Here is a 16,153-nt window from a genome sequence, read left to right on the forward strand (position 1 = left end):
GGCAGGCTGACGTTGCAATAGCCGCCCCGATCGAGAACAATGTCTTGCCGGTAACGCGAATTGAAAGCAGGTTAGTGGCTAATGGCCCTGCCGTTGGGTTATAATATTAGTCTTTCCTAATTTGAATCGGAGACCCCGAAAATGCAGCAGGCGAAACAAATCCTGGTGACTGGGGGGGCAGGGTTTCTGGGATCATTTTTGTGCGAGCGGCTACTCGCTCAAGGCCATGAGGTTGCTTGTGTCGACAATTTCTTCACAGGGAGCCGAAGAAACGTCTCCCATCTGCTCGACGACAAATCGTTCGAGATCATTCGTCATGACGTGACATTTCCGCTCTACGTAGAAGTGGACGAAATTTACAACCTTGCTTGTCCGGCGAGCCCTGTTCACTATCAGTTCGATCCCGTTCAGACGACCAAAACCAGCGTCCATGGTGCGATCAATATGTTGGGGTTGGCCAAGCGGGTTCGCGCAAAGATTCTGCAGGCGTCCACCTCTGAAATTTACGGCGACCCTGAAGTTCACCCGCAGACAGAGGACTATTGGGGCAGAGTGAACCCGATAGGCCCTCGTTCCTGCTATGACGAAGGCAAGCGATGCGCCGAAACCCTGTTTTTCGACTATTGGCGACAGCACAAGCTGAGGATCAAGGTAGCCCGTATTTTCAATACCTACGGTCCGAGGATGCGTCCGGACGACGGCCGTGTCGTTTCCAACTTCATCGTGCAGGCGCTGCAAAATAAGCCGATAACGGTATACGGCACGGGCCAGCAGACACGTTCGTTCTGCTATGTCGAGGATCTTGTCGACGGTTTGGTTCGCCTTATGCAGACGCCCGACGATGTCACCGGTCCCGTCAATCTCGGCAATCCGGTCGAATTCACTGTGCTCGAACTCGCAAATCTTGTGATCGAACTTACCGGAAGTCGATCGAAGATCATTTTTTCGCCTCTGCCCGTCGACGACCCAAAGCAGCGGCAGCCTGATATCGGGTATGCTGCGCGCGAACTCGAATGGAAGCCAAGAATTGCATTGCGTGATGGCCTTGCCAAGACCATTGCGTATTTCGAGGACCTGGTTTCGTCTGGGCATGTCCGGCACGCCGCCCAATGAAGACAGTCCTGGTCACTGGCGGGGCGGGCTATATCGGGTCGCACTGCTGCAAGGCATTCGCTCAATCCGGATGGTCGGTTATCGCCTACGACAATCTCTCGCGGGGCTGGCGCGACGCGGTCAAGTGGGGGCCGTTCATCGAGGCAGATATTTCCGACGCTGCGGCCGTGGCGGCAGCCTTCCACCAGTATCGGCCGGACGTGGTGGCTCATTTCGCTGCTTACGCTTATGTCGGCGAGTCTGTCGAGCGGCCGGAACTTTACTACCGGAACAACAGTTTCGGGACCTTGGTCTTGCTCGAGGAAATGCTGAAGGCCGGCCTGGACAAGCTGATCTTTTCGAGCACCTGCGCATCTTATGGTATTCCGGTTCGTTCTCCGATTGACGAGATGCACCCGCAGTCGCCCATCAATCCCTATGGGTGGTCGAAATTCATCATCGAAAGGATGGTGGAGGACATATCGGCCGCTCGCGGCCTCAACGCGGTCGTGCTTCGGTATTTCAATGCTGCCGGATGCGATCCCGACGGCGAAATCGGCGAAAGGCATGAACCCGAAACACATGTCGTTCCGCTTGCCATAGAAGCCGCGCTGAGGCCGGGCCGCATTTTTACCATCAACGGCACCGATTTCGACACCCGCGACGGAACCGCTGTGAGAGACTATATCCACGTTGTCGATCTGGCGCGCGCTCACGTGCTGGCAGCGGAAAAGCTTCTTGGTGCCAAAGGGGTCCATGTCTACAATCTCGGAACCGGGGCGGGTACGACGGTGAACGAACTCGTCGACGCTGTGAGCCGGACTTCGGGGGTGCGCCTTCCGGTAGCTTACGGGCCGCGCAGGCCGGGCGACCCGCCAGCGCTTGTTGCCGCGGCCGGCAAGGCCAAGCGGGAACTCGGCTGGGTGCCCGAGCAATCCGGGATCGACAGGATCGTCGAGACGGCGCTGGCGTGGTATCGTAGCCGGTAGCAATGATCTTGCACAAGATGCGCTACCGCGCGGTCAACCAACGATCAAGAGCGCCAGAAACTGCGCCGAGCGAGAAATTTTCCTCTATCCGCTTCCGCGCCGCCTGGCCGAGGCGGTTCCGCATGCCCGGATCATCCTTCAGCTTCTTCAGTGCGTGCGCAATTTCTGCCGGCTGATCCCTCCGAACAATGAGACCGCCGGATGCTTCGCCGTTTTCCAAAATGTCGGGCAGACCCTGTGCGTCGGTAGCAATGACCGGAAGGCTGCAGGCCATCGCCTCCAACGGTGCGACAGGCATGCCTTCGATGCGGGAGGCCGTGACATAGGCATCCGCCGCTGAAAGCCAATGCCGGATCGTCGACCGATCCGTGGTGTAGTGCGAAAGCCATCTTGCATTCGGCAATTTGGCCTCGCTCAACAGCCTGGCAAAGACGTCTCGGTCCTGCCCCGAGCCGATGATAACCAGTTCCGATGAGGCATCGCCGGCAAAGAAGGACCAGGCTTTCAGGAGCACATCGAGCCCTTTCCGACGGATATCGATGCGTCCGTGGTTGACGACGACGAAAACCTCGCGCGCCAACCCAAGGGCTTGCCGCGCTTGCTGGCGCCCTATCGCTTTCCATTCGCTGGAATCGATCGGGTTGGGGATATTTGCGATGTTGAGGGCAATGTGCGGGTAGGCTTTGGCGAGACGTTCACGCTCTGCAGCCGGTGCAATGATCAAGCCGCTGCAGGCACGGAGCGAGGCCTGTCTGGCAATCGCCTCAATCCAGGAGAGCGTCCGGTCTCCGCCCTGGAAGGTTGCGTAGAGTGGAATGCGCATACGGCGCGCCAACCAGGCAAGCGCATCAAAGCGGGTGTACTCATATTCTTGCGCGAGAATTACGTCGCATTGCGACTGGGCGAGCACCTTGCGGAATGCCGGGAGCGGCGTCGCGGCCCAGCGTCGCAAACTGTGAGCCGCTGCGGAGTGACCTTGGCGCGCGCGTCTGCCGGGAACAATCCAGATCGGCACACCCGTCCCGGCATGGTAGTGGCACTCTATCTCCGAGGCGTGCTCAGAAGCGCACACAATGAACGGTCTGTGTCCGGCTAGCTGTAGGGCGGAGGCGTAACCGAACAGCCATCCGCCGGTCATCTGTTCGACGAAGTCCTTGAGCCGCAACCCTATCGGATCGAGGAATTCCTCCACGACGTCACCCCACGGAAAGAGGGCGATGACAAGGGAAGCGCGGCCGATCATTTGCCCCGAGAATTCATTTGCGCCAGGAAAAGGCCGTCTCCGTGCCGCGTGTCGAGCGTTGGTGCAGCGCGTAGCCGAGGGCCGTTATGGGCGCTGCGAGAGCGTAAAGAAGTTTGCGGCGACGGCGTCCAAGACGAGAAAATGCGATGTCGTGAAAGAGTGCCGTCACCGGGTTGATGAACGTGGCCCGGCGCTCCGGCGCACTGTCGAAGAGCGCTGCCAGTTCCGGATCCCGGTAGCCGCGCCGGACATGACCCCATTCCTGCATCAGTTCGCTCTCATGCGGGCAATAGGGCTTCATGATGCGGAAATACGGGTAATGCCAATCGGCATGCGGCGTCGAGACAAGAACATACCCGCCTGGTCGCACGACCCTCAGGGCCTCTCGTGCCGCGCTGCGGTCGTCCTCGATATGTTCAAGCACGTCAAAGAGCGTCGCGACGTCGAAGCTGTCATCCGGGAAGGGGAGGTCACAGGCATCGCCGCAGACGAAGGTCGATCTCGCCCAATCCGGCTGGTGCTTGCCCAATTCGGGATCGAGATCGAGGGTAACGATGTCCGCCTTCGGGTAGAGGATACTTGCCAGTCCGCTGCGGCCGCCCCCAATTTCCAATATCCGCCCGGGGCCCTCGATCGTCACGGGCGCAACGCGATGAATCGCCCGCATCTTCTCACGGTAGAAAAGGCCGTCTGTCAGGCCGTTTGGAAAGGGATTTCGAGACAGGAACTGTCCGAGCGGCGCCTTGCGGATCATCGGGTTTCTTCCTCAGCCAATTTGATGTTCGCCGTTTTCGCCAGCCGAAACGCAAGAGATACTGGAGACCCGCCAGCCAGCCTTGGACTTCTGCCGCCAGGATTCCGATCCTTCCGGGGGGACCTTCGAAAAGCGACTTGACGAATGTTCTCACGAAATATGCGGGTAGCTGCTTCCAGATACGGTCGATGTTTCCGCGGTCCCCGAAATTATCATATTGCGCGACGAGAGCTGCGACGTGGCCCTTCATGTAGGCCTTTATCTGCCGCCTAAAGCCCGGCCAGTCGCGGCGATGATGATGGAAGACGACGGCCCGGGGTTCATAAAGGCAAGCGCCTCCTGTTGCCAGAAGCCGGTACCATAGCTCCGAATCCTCCGAACATCCGGCAGCACCGGCGCCGAGGCGCTCGTCGAACGAGCCTACTCGATCGAAGGCAGATCGCCGAAAGGCCATATTGGCCCCGGCGCCGATCTTCCAGACATGCGCTCCGCTTGGCCGAGTCTCCTCGAAGAAGCGTTGGTCGAAGATAAGCGGCACGAAGGTGGTGCCAAAACCGCCCATGTCGAACTGGAAGCGGCGTTGGGCGATCGTATCGAGCCGGGCTGGCAGCACCAGGCCTGTCAGCGCCTCGACGTCCCATTCTGCAAAGGCGCGCGCGATTTCAGCAGTCCAGCCATGATGGACCTCGACGTCGTCATCTGTGAAGGCGATGATGTCGTGACGGCTTGCACGAATGCCGGCGGATCGGGCAACGCTCAGTCCGGGGCGTGGTTCGTGAACGTAACGGATGTCGGGGAAGCCGATACATACCGGCCATGCGTTGGCGTCGCGCGAATTGTCGACGACGATGACTTCGCCAGGGGCGCTGCGCTGCCTGGCAATGCTTTGAAGGCACTGCGCCAGTGCCGGGCCGCGATCGCGCGTACAAATCACCACCGAGATGTGCTGCGCGGGCGCGGACGACGCAGTTGCAAGCTCATCGAGGCAACCGACAAGATCCTCGGCATCGAGCGTCGTGGTTAAAGAGAGCTCGGACTTTGGCCATCCTTCATAAGTCGCCCGCAACGGGGCGCCCAGTTTGATGCTGCGGGCAGCCAATTGTGCTGCCGAAAATTCCGCTGCGAGCTGCCTCAAGCGTGCCTCTGTGTATGGCAATTCGTCAGGCAAGGACGCTCGCATTCCCAGCGGCAAGTCCTTCCACCAAAAGATCGATAGCGAAGGAGTACCGCTCGCATCGACGTCCGCATCGGCAGAGCGGAGATCGATTTGCCTGACACGGAAGGCGCCGCCATTCACTGGTTCTGCTCCCGGATCGCCTGCACGCGGACACGCGAGCGATCATATTCGCCCGCAAGGCCGTAAATGCCGCCCCACAGCTCTGCAATGGCGAAACGGAAATCACGACCTCTAAGCTTGCGCACCGCGCGTGCCAGCGCTTTCAGCCGATCGAAGAACCACCAGCGAACCATGGCGCGGTGCCGTGCCCTGAGCTCTGCGTCAGTCCGACGGCTTTTGACAAGGAAGGCCATCATACCAAGGCCCCATGTCCAATATTGCCGTCTCAATTGGTCGATCGTCTCGCGGTGCTCATGATAAACCGCATACTCTGGTTCGTAGATCATGGGCCGACCTGAACGCAGCACGCGATAGAAAATGTCGAGATCGCCACCACCGGGCAGCGGTGCTCCGGTGTCGAGCGCTTCGTCGAAACCGCCGAGCGAAAGGAGCAGCGTGCGGTCGAAGGCCATGTTGCAGCCAGCGCCGAGAATGCCAGACCCGACCGGGTGCAGCGGGTTGTCGAATCGGGCGTTGTGGAATTCATTGCGGTTGAAGCCGCGGCCGAATCCGCCCCGCTGTTCGAAAAAGATCTGGGCCTCTGTGTCGAGGCGAAGCGGCAGCACCAGGCCGGTAAAGCCGCCGGCACCGGGATGATCCCGGCAAACCTTGGCAAGGCCCTCAAGCCAGTTGCGATCAACGACCACGTCATCGTCCAGATAGGCGATCATGCTACCCGTGGCAGAACGAAGAGCTGCGTTTCGTGCAAAATCAAGCCCGGCCCTCGGCTCGAAAATGTAACGAACGTCTTTGAAGCGCTGGACGGCTTCGCGTGTAGCCGAATCCGCAGACGCATTGTCCACGACCAGGATTTCGACGAACGGAAAAGCGGACTTCCAGCGGATATCGTTGAGCGAAGCCAGCAGCCGGGAAAGACGTTCGGCGCGGTCTTTCGTACAAATCGCGATTGAAAGGCTCGGCAACGCAGGCTCCGCAACCGCTCTTCGTCGCCGCAATTCCCCTTCCATTTTCGCAACGAGAACACGGGAGGCGAAGCGTTGATCGGCAATGGATCTCAGTCTTTCCCCCGAAAGACCCCCGGTGGTGGGGACCGTGATCATCTCGAACCCGACAAGCCGGTTCTGCCAGCGGGCAATGAGACCGACACCATCCTGCTGCGGCCCAAGCTCAATCGGCGCCAGCGGACTTGACAACTCGACCTCGACAATTTTGTAGCCCATCGTCTTAGTTCGCATCCATGGCAACACGTCCGTGTTGAAACCCGTGAAGTCTTGAAAAATGGCCCGGTTGCTTCAGGAGTTGATCCGGTGCCCCGATTTCGATCACCCGTCCTTTGGACATTACGATGATCTGGTCGGCGGCTTGGACCGTCGACAATCGGTGAGCAATGACCACGACAGTGCGATTGTGCGAGTACTGCTCGAGCGCGATCTGGAATGCCTGTTCCGTCTCGCCGTCGAGCGCATTCGTGGCTTCGTCCAACAGGAGAATGTCGGGGTTGCGAAGAATGGTCCGGGCAAGTGCAATCCGCTGCCTTTGGCCGCCCGACAGGCGCATTCCCTGGTCGCCGATCTGCGTTTCGTAGCCCTCCGGAAGCGAGCGGATGAAATCGTCCGCCTTTGCTATGCGGGCCGCTTCGCGCAGGTCGTGCTGATTGGTATCGAAATCGCCATAGGCGATATTGGCCGCGATGGTGTCGTTGAAGAGGTACACTTCCTGAGACATCAACGACAGTCGCTTGCGCCAACTGCGCAACTCGAAACCCGAAAGCGGCACCCCGTCGGCGAGCACTTCCCCTGACGTAGGGTCCACAAAGCGAAAGAGCAGCGCCATGAGGGTCGACTTGCCAGCACCCGACTCTCCAACGATGGCTGTGGTCTTGCCGGCGGGAATGCTGAAGGAGACGTCGTGCAGTGCAAGTGGCTGATCGGGCGCATAACGAAAGGAGACGCTGCGGAATTCCACTGCCGTGCTGAGTGGAGGGGCTGACAGATTGCCTTGGCTGAGAAAGGGCGTTTGCGTTGTGCGCAGGAAATCGTCCACATCGTCTATGGCGCCGGCAAGCCCGTCCAGCGCGATCTTCGATTGCAGCAATTCCCGCGTTGGACCCTGGAGGCGATAAAGGAGCGACAGGAAAGCAGCGAGCGCCGCGATTCCTATGCTTGCGGACTCTGCAATGAGGATGAGTGCGCCGATCAGAACCGTGATCGATACCTCAGAGACCGGCCCGGGGGTCGCCCAAAGCATGTCGAGCCTCAAAAGGCGGCGCCGTACCCTGTCCGATGTCTTGAGGAACCGATCTTGCTCGTAGTCTTCTTGTGCGAAGGCACGGATCAACTGCAGTGAATTTATGCTTTCCCACATCCTGAGGCCGAACTGCTTGTTTTCTTCGACGACGGCCTTGCCGGTCTCGTCTGCACGTCGCGTGGCCAGGCGAATGGCCATTGCACCGAAGAGCAGAAATATCATGGAAAAAAACGTCAATCGAACCGAGATCAAGAGCATCAAAAGAACGAAGACCACGAAGGTACAAAAGCAGATCATCAAGCGATAAGCCAGGCTCAGCCCTTGGCTGACCTTCCAGGTGTTATTGGCAATCGTCGTGATGATGTCCGATCGTCTGTTTTCAACCCGGTAATCGATGCACGAACTTATTGTCTGATCAAAAACCCTGGATCGCAACCGATGAGCAACGAGGCCGTCGACATATCTGGTCACCCAGGTGTTGATGAGGTGGACCGCATTTTTGAGAATGATGCTGACGCACAGCGCTCCGACCAGGAACGCGGTTAGGCTATGCTGGGGAATGGACGACAGGAGCCGGTCAAATACCGGCTGCCATCTGCCGGACTGAGGTGGCGAGGCTCCGAGGCTCTGCAGCAAGGGGATGAAAAGGACGAGACCGGCACCTTCCAGAACCGCCGCAAGCAATCCAAGCCCCACTACTGTCGGTCCAGCCCACGCGGGCGCAGCCGACAAGCGAAAAAGCCGTCGCAATCGCACGAACAGATTCACCAGATGCTCTCTGCGTAGTGAGGTTGGAACTCGGCGTTCTTGTTTCGCGCCCTCTTCAATCGAATTTTGATCCAGCGAGGGACCAGTCTGGCCCGGCAGTAAATGTCCAGCATGTTCGGCAGACGAGAAATAGCCGTGCCCGGCTCCAGGACAACGAGCCTCTTGAACAGGTCGTACGCTGCGGAAAGCCGTCCGCAGATCAACGCTCTCACGGCGAGCCAATGCAGCATGTCGACCAGATGATCGTCGAGCTCGCCCCCGAATTCCGGGTATTTTTCGCGAAATTCGGCAAGCACAATTTCACACGAACGAAGCATCTGCATGACATCGCTCGACATGTTGACGTTCGTCATCCGGTAGCCCACGAGGTGCTGACGAACGACGCGGAACTCGTAATGTTCCGCGATTCTGAGGCACATCAGCAGGTCTTCGCAGCCTTGTGCGTTCCTGGCCCTCAAGGAAGGGTCAAAGCCTCCCACGCGCTCAAATGCGGAGCGTCGGACCAGCATTGAGCTTCCGTTGCCGACAAAATTCGTCCTGCACATGCGTTGGAGAACGCGGCCCTCGGCGTCGGGTCGGTTATGCAATGAGAATACCCGGCCATCGCCGTCTATATCGGCAAACCAGCAATATGCCAGGCCTGCAGAAGAGCCACCCTGCTGCAAGGCACACATCTGAAGCGCGATTTTGGATGGGGCCCAAAGATCATCCGCATCAACGAACGCGAGGAACTCTGCATCGGTAGAAGCAGCGCCACGGTTGCGAGCTTTCGCAACGCCGGCGTTTGACTGCTTTATCAGGCGTATGCGCCGATCTTGTTCGGCATAGGAGGCCACAATCGAAGCAGACAGGTCCGTCGACCCGTCGTCGACCACGATGATGTCAAGGGCCTGATAGTCTTGCCTGCAGATGCTGTTCAGGGTCGCACGAATGGTTCGTTCGGCATTGAACATCGGCACCACGACGCCCACTGTGGAATTGTGTTCGATCATGGGCCCGTATTTCTCCGCGAAACTTGGCTATGCAGGCACTGTGATAGTGGGGGCGGCGGCGCCGCGCGTTGATGGCTCCGGGCATCCGCGCCTCTGGCAGGGTTTCCGCCAGCCGCGCACGTCCTTTCCCGCAAAACCCAAAGTGGTGTCCCCTCCGAGACGGCGATCTCCGCAACTGCTGCACTGCACACAGAATTATACCGCAATGCGTCAAAGCGCTATTTTTAACATCGCTAATATTAGGCCTTATCAATCAGTTTTTTTTACGGCTGGAAATAGGCGCTTGAAAGTCGGGAAAGCATCCGATCCAGAAGGAGAGGAGGGTTTTAGAGGTAGACCGTTGCGTGACGATATCGCAGATGGATGCGCTAGCGACCTCTGATGCTCTTGAAGGCTGTGATCGGCCCGCTAGCTTTCGCCTCAACTCGTATGCGCGACCAGCTTGTCCACCGTCTCGGGGAAGAAGTCGGGCGCCGAGTGCCGCTTGCCGAACATCATGTCATACTGGATGAGCCGGAAATCGTTGAGCTTCGGATCGATCTGCTTTTGCCTCGCCCAGTCCGGCGTCGCCTCGCCCGCGGGCGACAGGAGCAGGTTGCGGTCGACCACCCGGTAGCGTTCGCGCAGCGCGCCGAGGAAGCCGGTGTAATAGGGGTGCGTGATGCCCGCCGTTGTCAGGATATGGTAGGGCAGGAAAGCCGGGCTCACCGCGCCCAGGTTTTCGACCGGACCGGAGCGGTTCGACCAGATGACCAAAGGCGTGTCGTGATGCTCGAGCGCGGCGTCCGCCGGCTCCTTGCGCGGCGCGACATTGTCCTTGAGGAAGCCGGTCTCGACATAGACGGGTCCGAGCGGCGGCAGGTGGTCGCCGAAGAAGGCGATTATGGTCGGCCGCCGGCGGGCCTTCGCCCAGTCGATCAGCCGCTGCAGGCCGTGGTCGGCGTCGGCCGAGCCTTCGGCATAGGAAAGCAGCGATTCCCGCGCCCAGGAACTGATCGGCGCGTCGACCGAATGCGTCGGGTTATAGTAGCGGTAGGGTTCGTAAGGGCCGTGGTTCTGCAGGCTGACGGCGAACAGGAACACCGGATCGTCGCTGGCGTCGGCCTCGCGAATGATCTCGTCGGTCATCGCCGCGTCGGAAGCGAGCGGCCCGCGCTTTTCCATCGGCGGCAGCGTCTCTTCCGAGCGGAAGTCGTTGAAGCCGAAATCGGCATAGACGGCGCCGCGGTTCCAGAACCAGTTGGTGCCGGGATGGATGGCGTGCGCCCTGTAGCCCTCGCTTTTCAAGAAGGTCGCCAGCGACGGGGTAGGGGTGCGCACATATTGCTGGTAGGGAATCGAGCCGGCCGGCAGGAAGGCGTTGGAAAAGCCGGTCAGCGCCTCGAACTCGATATTGGCGGTCATGCCGCCGAACTCGGGAGAAAACATCGAGCCGGAACGCAACGCCCTGACAGTCGGGATCGGGTCCGGCTTGATGCTGACGCCGGGCAGCTTCGTCGGATCCCAGAAGGATTCGCTCATCACCACGATGATATCCGGCTTCTCGTCCGGCACCGAAGCGTCGATGTCCGGCCGTTCGATCGCCGCCATCGATTTTTCGGAGTAGCCGGGCGGTGCCGGGACATGCGCCATCGGCACGTTCATCGCGAAGGCCAGCGCAAAACCGTTCGAGGCGTAATTTTCCTTCTGGTCCCACATGATCGGGATGATCTGCAGCCGGTCGCGCGTCCACGAGAAGGTGGCGTAGTCCATGATCGAGACGAAGAAGGCGAGCAGCGGCACGGCAAGCGCCAGCCGCGCCAGGCGGCCCTTACGGCTGAGGATCGGCACCCGCCGGCGCCACATCCGCCAGCCATAGACGAGCAGCGACAGGCCGCCGACGATGCCGGCAGCCAGCATGACGGCGGTCCATGGGCGCTCGCGCACCAGAAGCGGCATAAGCGCCATGATCTGGCGGGCAAACAGGAAATCCGTCGGATAGAGGGGATCGCCGAGATAACGCGATTTCTGGTGGCCGACAAAGGCAAGCGCCAGCGTCAGCGGCGCCACGATCATCAGGCTCTGGTGGCTGCGGCCGAGCACGGCGTCGAGCCCGACCAGCACCAGCGCGAAGACGATGATGGTGGTCCAGCCCGGCTTGAAGGGCTGCAGGAAGAAATCGACCGTGCCGAAGAAATCGCCGCGCACGATCCATTCGATCGCAAACACAAGCAGGGCGGAGGCAAGAAGCGTCGCCAGGCCGTAGCGTACGGTCGGCCAAGGTCGTCCCGGCAGGTAGCCGGTGGACGGATCGCCTTCCAAAAATTGCGGCGCGGGCTTTGCCGCGCCTTTTCTGATCCTTGCCACTCTGCTTCCCCCGGCCAGGTAACCCGCCTTCCACGCGTGTCACGTTCCTGTCATTGAAATGTCACGCAAAGCTAGCGCCTGTGGCCGAAATAAGAAGAGCCAGCAAACGATTCGTGAGCGGTTTTCATCAGGTGTGATCGCCAAAAAGCCTTTTGGAACAGGGAGTCAGCCCGGTTTTGCGGCTGAAATGCCGGCCGAAGAGACGCCCGCGGGCTTGACTTGGCAGTCCGCCTTGCGCCAGAGGCATGGAAAACCAGCCTCTGGAGAGACATCAAAATGGCCGTCGCATTCACCTTTCCGGGACAGGGCAGCCAGGCCGTCGGCATGGGCAAGGACCTCGCCGACGCCTTTCCCGAAGCGCGCAGCGCCTTCGAGGAAGTCGACGCCGCACTCGGCGAAAAACTGTCGAAACTCATCTGGGAAGGCCCGGAAGAGACGCTGACGCTGACCGCCAACGCCCAGCCGGCGCTGATGGCGGTGTCGCTAGCGGCTATGCGGGCGCTGGAAGCGCGCGGCTTCTCACTCAAGGACAAGGTGGCCTATGTGGCCGGTCATTCGCTGGGCGAATATTCCGCGCTTGCCGCGGCCGGCTTCGTTTCGGTCGGCGACGCGGCACGGCTGCTCAGGACCCGCGGCAACGCCATGCAGGCAGCGGTGCCGGCCGGCGAGGGCGCCATGGCTGCCATCATCGGGCTGGGGCAGGCCGATGTCGAAGGTGCTTGCGCCGAGGCAGCGCAAGGGGCCGGCAAAGGCTCCGTCTGCCAGGTCGCCAACGACAATGGCGGCGGCCAGCTGGTGATTTCCGGCGCCAAGGCCGCGGTCGAGCTGGCGGCGAAGCTTTGCACCGAAAAGGGCGCCAAGCGGGCGCTGATGCTGCAGGTTTCCGCGCCCTTCCACTCGGCGCTGATGGCGCCGGCGGCCGACATCATGCGCGAGGCGCTGGCTGGCGTGGCAAAGCAGGCGCCGGTGGTCCCGGTCGTTTCCAACGTCACTGTCACGCCGACCAGCGACCCGGACGAGATCGCCCGCCGCCTGGTCCAGCAGGTGACCGGCCGCGTGCGCTGGCGCGAGACGGTGGAGTGGTTCGGCGGCAATGGCGTTGCGAGCCTCTACGAAGTCGGCGCCGGCAAGGTGCTGTCGGGCCTGGCGCGCCGCATCAACCGCGAAATCGCCACCGGCGCCATTGGCACGGCGGCGGAAGTTGAGGCGACGCTGGCGGCTCTCGGCTGACGTCGTTCCTCTTCTCTTGAATTTTTAGCGCCGCAGCGGTACATGAATACATGTATTCACCGGAGGTTCTCATGCCGACATCCATCCGTCTGGCGCCTGAAATTGAAGAACGCTTGGACTTTCTCGCCGTCAAGACCGGCCGCAGCAAAGCCTACTATCTGCGCGAACTCATTGAACGTGGGCTCGAAGATGTAGAAGACTACTATCTCGCTGCCGAGGTGCTCGAGCGGATCAGGCGAGGTGAGGAGGATGTCGTAAAGAGCGAGGATTTCTGGCGTGGCCTGGACGCTTGAGTACGCTCGTTCAGCTCGCAAGTTTGTCGAAAAACTAGATCCGCACACACGCCGCCGAATCCGCGATTTCATCGAAAACCGACTTGCCGAACTCGACAATCCGCGTGAGCTAGGCAAACCACTTAAGGGCCCGTTGGCGACATTCTGGAGGTACCGAGTTGGGGACTACCGGATTATCTGCGACCTACAAGACACGCGGCTCGTAATTCTTGTCGTGACGATCGGCCATCGAGGCGACGTCTACAGATAGCCTGACCCCTGACTTGCCCGATTTGAAAGGGAATAAAAATGTTCGAACTGACCGGCCGCAAGGCGCTCGTCACCGGCGCATCGGGAGGCATCGGCGAAGCGATCGCCAGGGTGCTGCACAGCCAGGGCGCCATCGTCGGCCTGCACGGCACCCGTGTGGAGAAGCTGGAAGCCTTGGCTGGCGAATTGGGCGACCGCGTAAAACTGTTTCCGGCGGACCTGACGGACCGCGACGCGGTCAAGGCGCTCGGCCAGAAGGCGGAGGCCGATCTCGAAGGCGTCGATATCCTGGTCAACAATGCCGGCATCACCAAGGACGGCCTGTTCGTGCGCATGTCGGACGCCGACTGGGATTCCGTGATCGAGGTCAACCTCACCGCCGTGTTCCGGCTAACTCGCGAACTGACTCATCCGATGATGCGCCGCCGCCATGGCCGCATCATCAACATCACCTCGGTGGTCGGCGTCACCGGCAATCCCGGCCAGACCAATTATTGCGCCTCCAAGGCCGGTATGATCGGCTTTTCCAAGTCGCTGGCGCAGGAGATCGCCACCCGCAACATCACTGTCAACTGCGTCGCCCCGGGCTTCATCGAATCGGCCATGACCGACAAGCTCAACGACAAGCAGAAAGAGACGATCATGGCCGCGATCCCGACCCGGCGCATGGGAACCAGCGCCGAGGTCGCATCTGCCGTAGCCTACCTTGCTTCCAATGAGGCGGCTTACGTTACCGGCCAGACCATTCACGTGAATGGCGGCATGGCGATGATCTGAGAGGGGTCGGCCGGACGCCTGTGAAAACAGCCATTTCGGCTTGGACGCCCGTCATTTTTCGTGTAATGCGGCCCGCAACCCGGCGGTTCGGGCAAAAACCGGTCCTGTGGCGCGTTTCCCGCAGGACCATCTTTCAGCTTGATTAGCGGCATTCCGCCCGCTAACGAAGATAGACAACCTAAGACGAGGATTGCCCCAAATGAGTGACACCGCAGAGCGCGTCAAGAAGATCGTCATCGAGCATCTCGGCGTCGATGCCGACAAGGTGACGGAGCAGGCGAGCTTCATCGACGACCTGGGCGCGGACAGCCTCGACACGGTCGAACTCGTCATGGCGTTCGAAGAAGAGTTCGGCGTCGAGATTCCGGACGATGCGGCCGAGACCATCCTCACCGTCGGCGATGCCGTGAAGTATATCGACAAGGCCTCGGCCTGAGTTTTTCCGCAGGCATCACCGGGGAGGACCTGCGATGAGGCGTGTCGTCGTCACGGGCCTTGGCCTGCTTTCGCCGTTTGGCATGGGCGTTGAGCACAGCTGGCGGGAATTGCTCTCCGGCCGCAGCGCCTGCCGACGCGTCACCGAATTCGAGGTGGACGATCTTGCCTGCAAGATCGCCCACGTCATCCCGCGTGGCGACGGCTCCAACGGCACGTTCAACCCGGAGGCCGTGCTCGAGCCGAAAGAACTGCGCAAGATCGGCGAGTTCATCCTCTACGGCATCGCGGCCGCCGACGAGGCGCTGGCCGATTCTGGCTGGAAGCCGCAGACGCATGAGGACCAGTGCGCCACCGGCGTGCTGATAGGATCCGGCATCGGCGGCATCGACGGCATCGCCGAGAACGCGATGATCCTCAAGGAGCGCGGCCCGCGCCGTATCAGCCCTTTCTTCATCCCGGGACAGATCATCAACCTGGTCTCGGGTCAGGTCTCCATCCGCCACGGCCTGAAAGGCCCCAACCATGCGGTGGTCACCGCCTGCTCGACCGGCGCGCATGCCATTGGCGACGCGGCCCGGCTGATCATGTGGGGCGATGCCGATGTGATGCTGGCGGGCGGCGCCGAGGCGCCGATCACCCGGCTGTCGATTGCCGGCTTCGCCGCCTGCCGCGCGCTTTCTACCGACCGCAACGACACGCCGGAGACCGCTTCGCGGCCCTATGACCGCGACCGCGACGGCTTCGTCATGGGCGAGGGCGCGGGCGTCGTCGTCCTGGAAGAGCTGGAGCACGCCAAGGCGCGCGGCGCCAAGATCTATGCCGAGGTCACCGGCTATGGCCTGACTGGCGATGCCCACCATATCACCGCGCCGGCCGAAGATGGCGATGGCGCCTTCCGCTGCATGACGGCGGCGCTGAACCGGGCGAAGCTCTCGCCGGCCGACGTCGACTACATCAACGCGCACGGCACCTCGACCATGGCCGACACGATCGAGCTTGGCGCGGTCGAGCGACTGGTCGGCAATGCCGCCTCGAAGATTTCGATGTCGTCGACCAAGTCGTCGATTGGTCATCTGCTGGGCGCCGCGGGTGCCGCGGAAGCGATCTTCTCGATCCTCGCCATCCGTGACAACATTGCTCCCGCCACCATCAATCTCGACAATCCGGAACGCGAGACGGCGATCGATCTCGTGCCGAACAAGCCGCGCCAGCGCCAGATCGATGTCGCGCTGTCGAATTCCTTCGGCTTTGGCGGCACCAACGCATCGCTCGTGTTCCAGCGTTATAGTGGCTGAGCAGACGGCCCGGGCAATTCCAGGAAATCCGCGCAGCGGCTTTCCGTCCGGGAGTGCCGTAAACATAGCCACCGGCAGTCCGCCAACTGCCGTCATTTTTGCCAAATTCGCCCCTAGGCTTCGGCCGGGGGATTCGTTGCAAG

15 protein-coding genes are annotated in these 16,153 nt (G+C 60.8%); 8 read left to right on the top strand and 7 right to left on the bottom strand.

Translation table 11 applies throughout. The features are described from left to right. Positions 1–141: 141 nt before the first annotated feature. On the top strand, positions 142–1,113 hold the full coding sequence (locus RFM98_RS16690) for a UDP-glucuronic acid decarboxylase family protein (RefSeq protein ID WP_320309896.1): 972 nt from the start codon (positions 142–144) through the stop codon (positions 1,111–1,113). After that, entirely contained in the window at positions 1,110–2,081 is a 972-nt protein-coding gene (galE, locus tag RFM98_RS16695; protein WP_320309897.1) for a UDP-glucose 4-epimerase GalE, read from the top strand. Before RFM98_RS16690 ends, galE begins: the two co-directional genes overlap by 4 nt. 22 nt (positions 2,082–2,103) lie before the next feature. On the opposite strand, the gene RFM98_RS16700 is transcribed toward galE, so the two are convergent. From RFM98_RS16700 to RFM98_RS16730, 7 genes are all read right to left on the bottom strand, one after another. Beyond that, entirely contained in the window at positions 2,104–3,324 is a 1,221-nt protein-coding gene (locus RFM98_RS16700) for a glycosyltransferase family 4 protein (RefSeq protein WP_320309898.1), read from the bottom strand. Between the two features lie 13 nt (positions 3,325–3,337). Beyond that, entirely contained in the window at positions 3,338–4,078 is a 741-nt protein-coding gene (locus tag RFM98_RS16705; protein WP_320309899.1) for a class I SAM-dependent methyltransferase, read from the bottom strand. After that, a complete protein-coding gene (locus RFM98_RS16710; RefSeq protein ID WP_320309900.1) occupies positions 3,996–5,375 on the bottom strand; it encodes a glycosyltransferase family 2 protein in 1,380 nt (459 codons plus the stop codon). The genes RFM98_RS16705 and RFM98_RS16710 overlap by 83 nt, the downstream gene beginning before the upstream one ends. Further along, positions 5,372–6,595 carry a glycosyltransferase family 2 protein gene (locus RFM98_RS16715; RefSeq protein WP_320309901.1) on the bottom strand — a complete coding sequence of 408 codons (1,224 nt, stop codon included), beginning with the start codon at positions 6,593–6,595 and terminating at the stop codon, positions 5,372–5,374. Before RFM98_RS16715 ends, RFM98_RS16710 begins: the two co-directional genes overlap by 4 nt. A 4-nt stretch (positions 6,596–6,599) precedes the next feature. Next, positions 6,600–8,390 carry an ABC transporter ATP-binding protein gene (locus tag RFM98_RS16720; RefSeq protein ID WP_320309902.1) on the bottom strand — a complete coding sequence of 597 codons (1,791 nt, stop codon included), beginning with the start codon at positions 8,388–8,390 and terminating at the stop codon, positions 6,600–6,602. Beyond that, a complete protein-coding gene (locus RFM98_RS16725) occupies positions 8,387–9,382 on the bottom strand; it encodes a glycosyltransferase family 2 protein (RefSeq protein ID WP_320309903.1) in 996 nt (331 codons plus the stop codon). The genes RFM98_RS16720 and RFM98_RS16725 overlap by 4 nt, the downstream gene beginning before the upstream one ends. A gap of 420 nt (positions 9,383–9,802) precedes the next feature. Beyond that, a complete protein-coding gene (locus RFM98_RS16730; protein WP_320309904.1) occupies positions 9,803–11,728 on the bottom strand; it encodes an LTA synthase family protein in 1,926 nt (641 codons plus the stop codon). 276 nt (positions 11,729–12,004) lie between these two features. On the opposite strand from RFM98_RS16730, the gene fabD reads away from it, so the two are divergent. The 6 genes from fabD (at position 12,005) to fabF (ending at position 16,010) form a co-directional block, all read left to right on the top strand. After that, on the top strand, positions 12,005–12,958 hold the full coding sequence (fabD, locus tag RFM98_RS16735; protein WP_320309905.1) for an ACP S-malonyltransferase: 954 nt from the start codon (positions 12,005–12,007) through the stop codon (positions 12,956–12,958). Between the two features lie 71 nt (positions 12,959–13,029). After that, positions 13,030–13,251, top strand: coding sequence for a type II toxin-antitoxin system RelB family antitoxin (gene relB / locus RFM98_RS16740; RefSeq protein WP_320309906.1), 222 nt, complete (start codon positions 13,030–13,032; stop codon positions 13,249–13,251). Further along, complete coding sequence (locus tag RFM98_RS16745) at positions 13,235–13,501, top strand: type II toxin-antitoxin system RelE family toxin (protein ID WP_320309907.1); 267 nt, start codon at positions 13,235–13,237, stop codon at positions 13,499–13,501. The genes relB and RFM98_RS16745 overlap by 17 nt, the downstream gene beginning before the upstream one ends. Positions 13,502–13,539: 38 nt before the next feature. Next, on the top strand, positions 13,540–14,277 hold the full coding sequence (fabG, locus tag RFM98_RS16750) for a 3-oxoacyl-[acyl-carrier-protein] reductase (protein ID WP_042637932.1): 738 nt from the start codon (positions 13,540–13,542) through the stop codon (positions 14,275–14,277). 199 nt (positions 14,278–14,476) lie between these two features. Next, on the top strand, positions 14,477–14,713 hold the full coding sequence (locus tag RFM98_RS16755; RefSeq protein ID WP_006203723.1) for an acyl carrier protein: 237 nt from the start codon (positions 14,477–14,479) through the stop codon (positions 14,711–14,713). Between the two features lie 34 nt (positions 14,714–14,747). Beyond that, entirely contained in the window at positions 14,748–16,010 is a 1,263-nt protein-coding gene (gene fabF / locus RFM98_RS16760) for a beta-ketoacyl-ACP synthase II (RefSeq protein ID WP_320309908.1), read from the top strand. Positions 16,011–16,153: the final 143 nt, after the last annotated feature.

It is taken from the genome of Mesorhizobium australafricanum, assembly GCF_033977265.1.
Classification (GTDB): domain Bacteria; phylum Pseudomonadota; class Alphaproteobacteria; order Rhizobiales; family Rhizobiaceae; genus Mesorhizobium; species Mesorhizobium australafricanum.

What these genes read in the sequence shown, in the direction of transcription:
- RFM98_RS16690 (WP_320309896.1), top strand. Translation starts at nt 142, where the DNA reads ATGCAGCAGGCGAAACAAATCCTGGTGACTGGGGGGGCAGGGTTTCTG.
- galE (WP_320309897.1), top strand. Translation starts at nt 1,110, where the DNA reads ATGAAGACAGTCCTGGTCACTGGCGGGGCGGGCTATATCGGGTCGCAC.
- RFM98_RS16700 (WP_320309898.1), bottom strand. Translation starts at nt 3,324, where the DNA reads ATGATCGGCCGCGCTTCCCTTGTCATCGCCCTCTTTCCGTGGGGTGAC.
- RFM98_RS16705 (WP_320309899.1), bottom strand. Translation starts at nt 4,078, where the DNA reads ATGATCCGCAAGGCGCCGCTCGGACAGTTCCTGTCTCGAAATCCCTTT.
- RFM98_RS16715 (WP_320309901.1), bottom strand. Translation starts at nt 6,595, where the DNA reads ATGGGCTACAAAATTGTCGAGGTCGAGTTGTCAAGTCCGCTGGCGCCG.
- RFM98_RS16725 (WP_320309903.1), bottom strand. Translation starts at nt 9,382, where the DNA reads ATGATCGAACACAATTCCACAGTGGGCGTCGTGGTGCCGATGTTCAAT.
- fabD (WP_320309905.1), top strand. Translation starts at nt 12,005, where the DNA reads ATGGCCGTCGCATTCACCTTTCCGGGACAGGGCAGCCAGGCCGTCGGC.
- relB (WP_320309906.1), top strand. Translation starts at nt 13,030, where the DNA reads ATGCCGACATCCATCCGTCTGGCGCCTGAAATTGAAGAACGCTTGGAC.
- fabG (WP_042637932.1), top strand. Translation starts at nt 13,540, where the DNA reads ATGTTCGAACTGACCGGCCGCAAGGCGCTCGTCACCGGCGCATCGGGA.
- RFM98_RS16755 (WP_006203723.1), top strand. Translation starts at nt 14,477, where the DNA reads ATGAGTGACACCGCAGAGCGCGTCAAGAAGATCGTCATCGAGCATCTC.
- fabF (WP_320309908.1), top strand. Translation starts at nt 14,748, where the DNA reads ATGAGGCGTGTCGTCGTCACGGGCCTTGGCCTGCTTTCGCCGTTTGGC.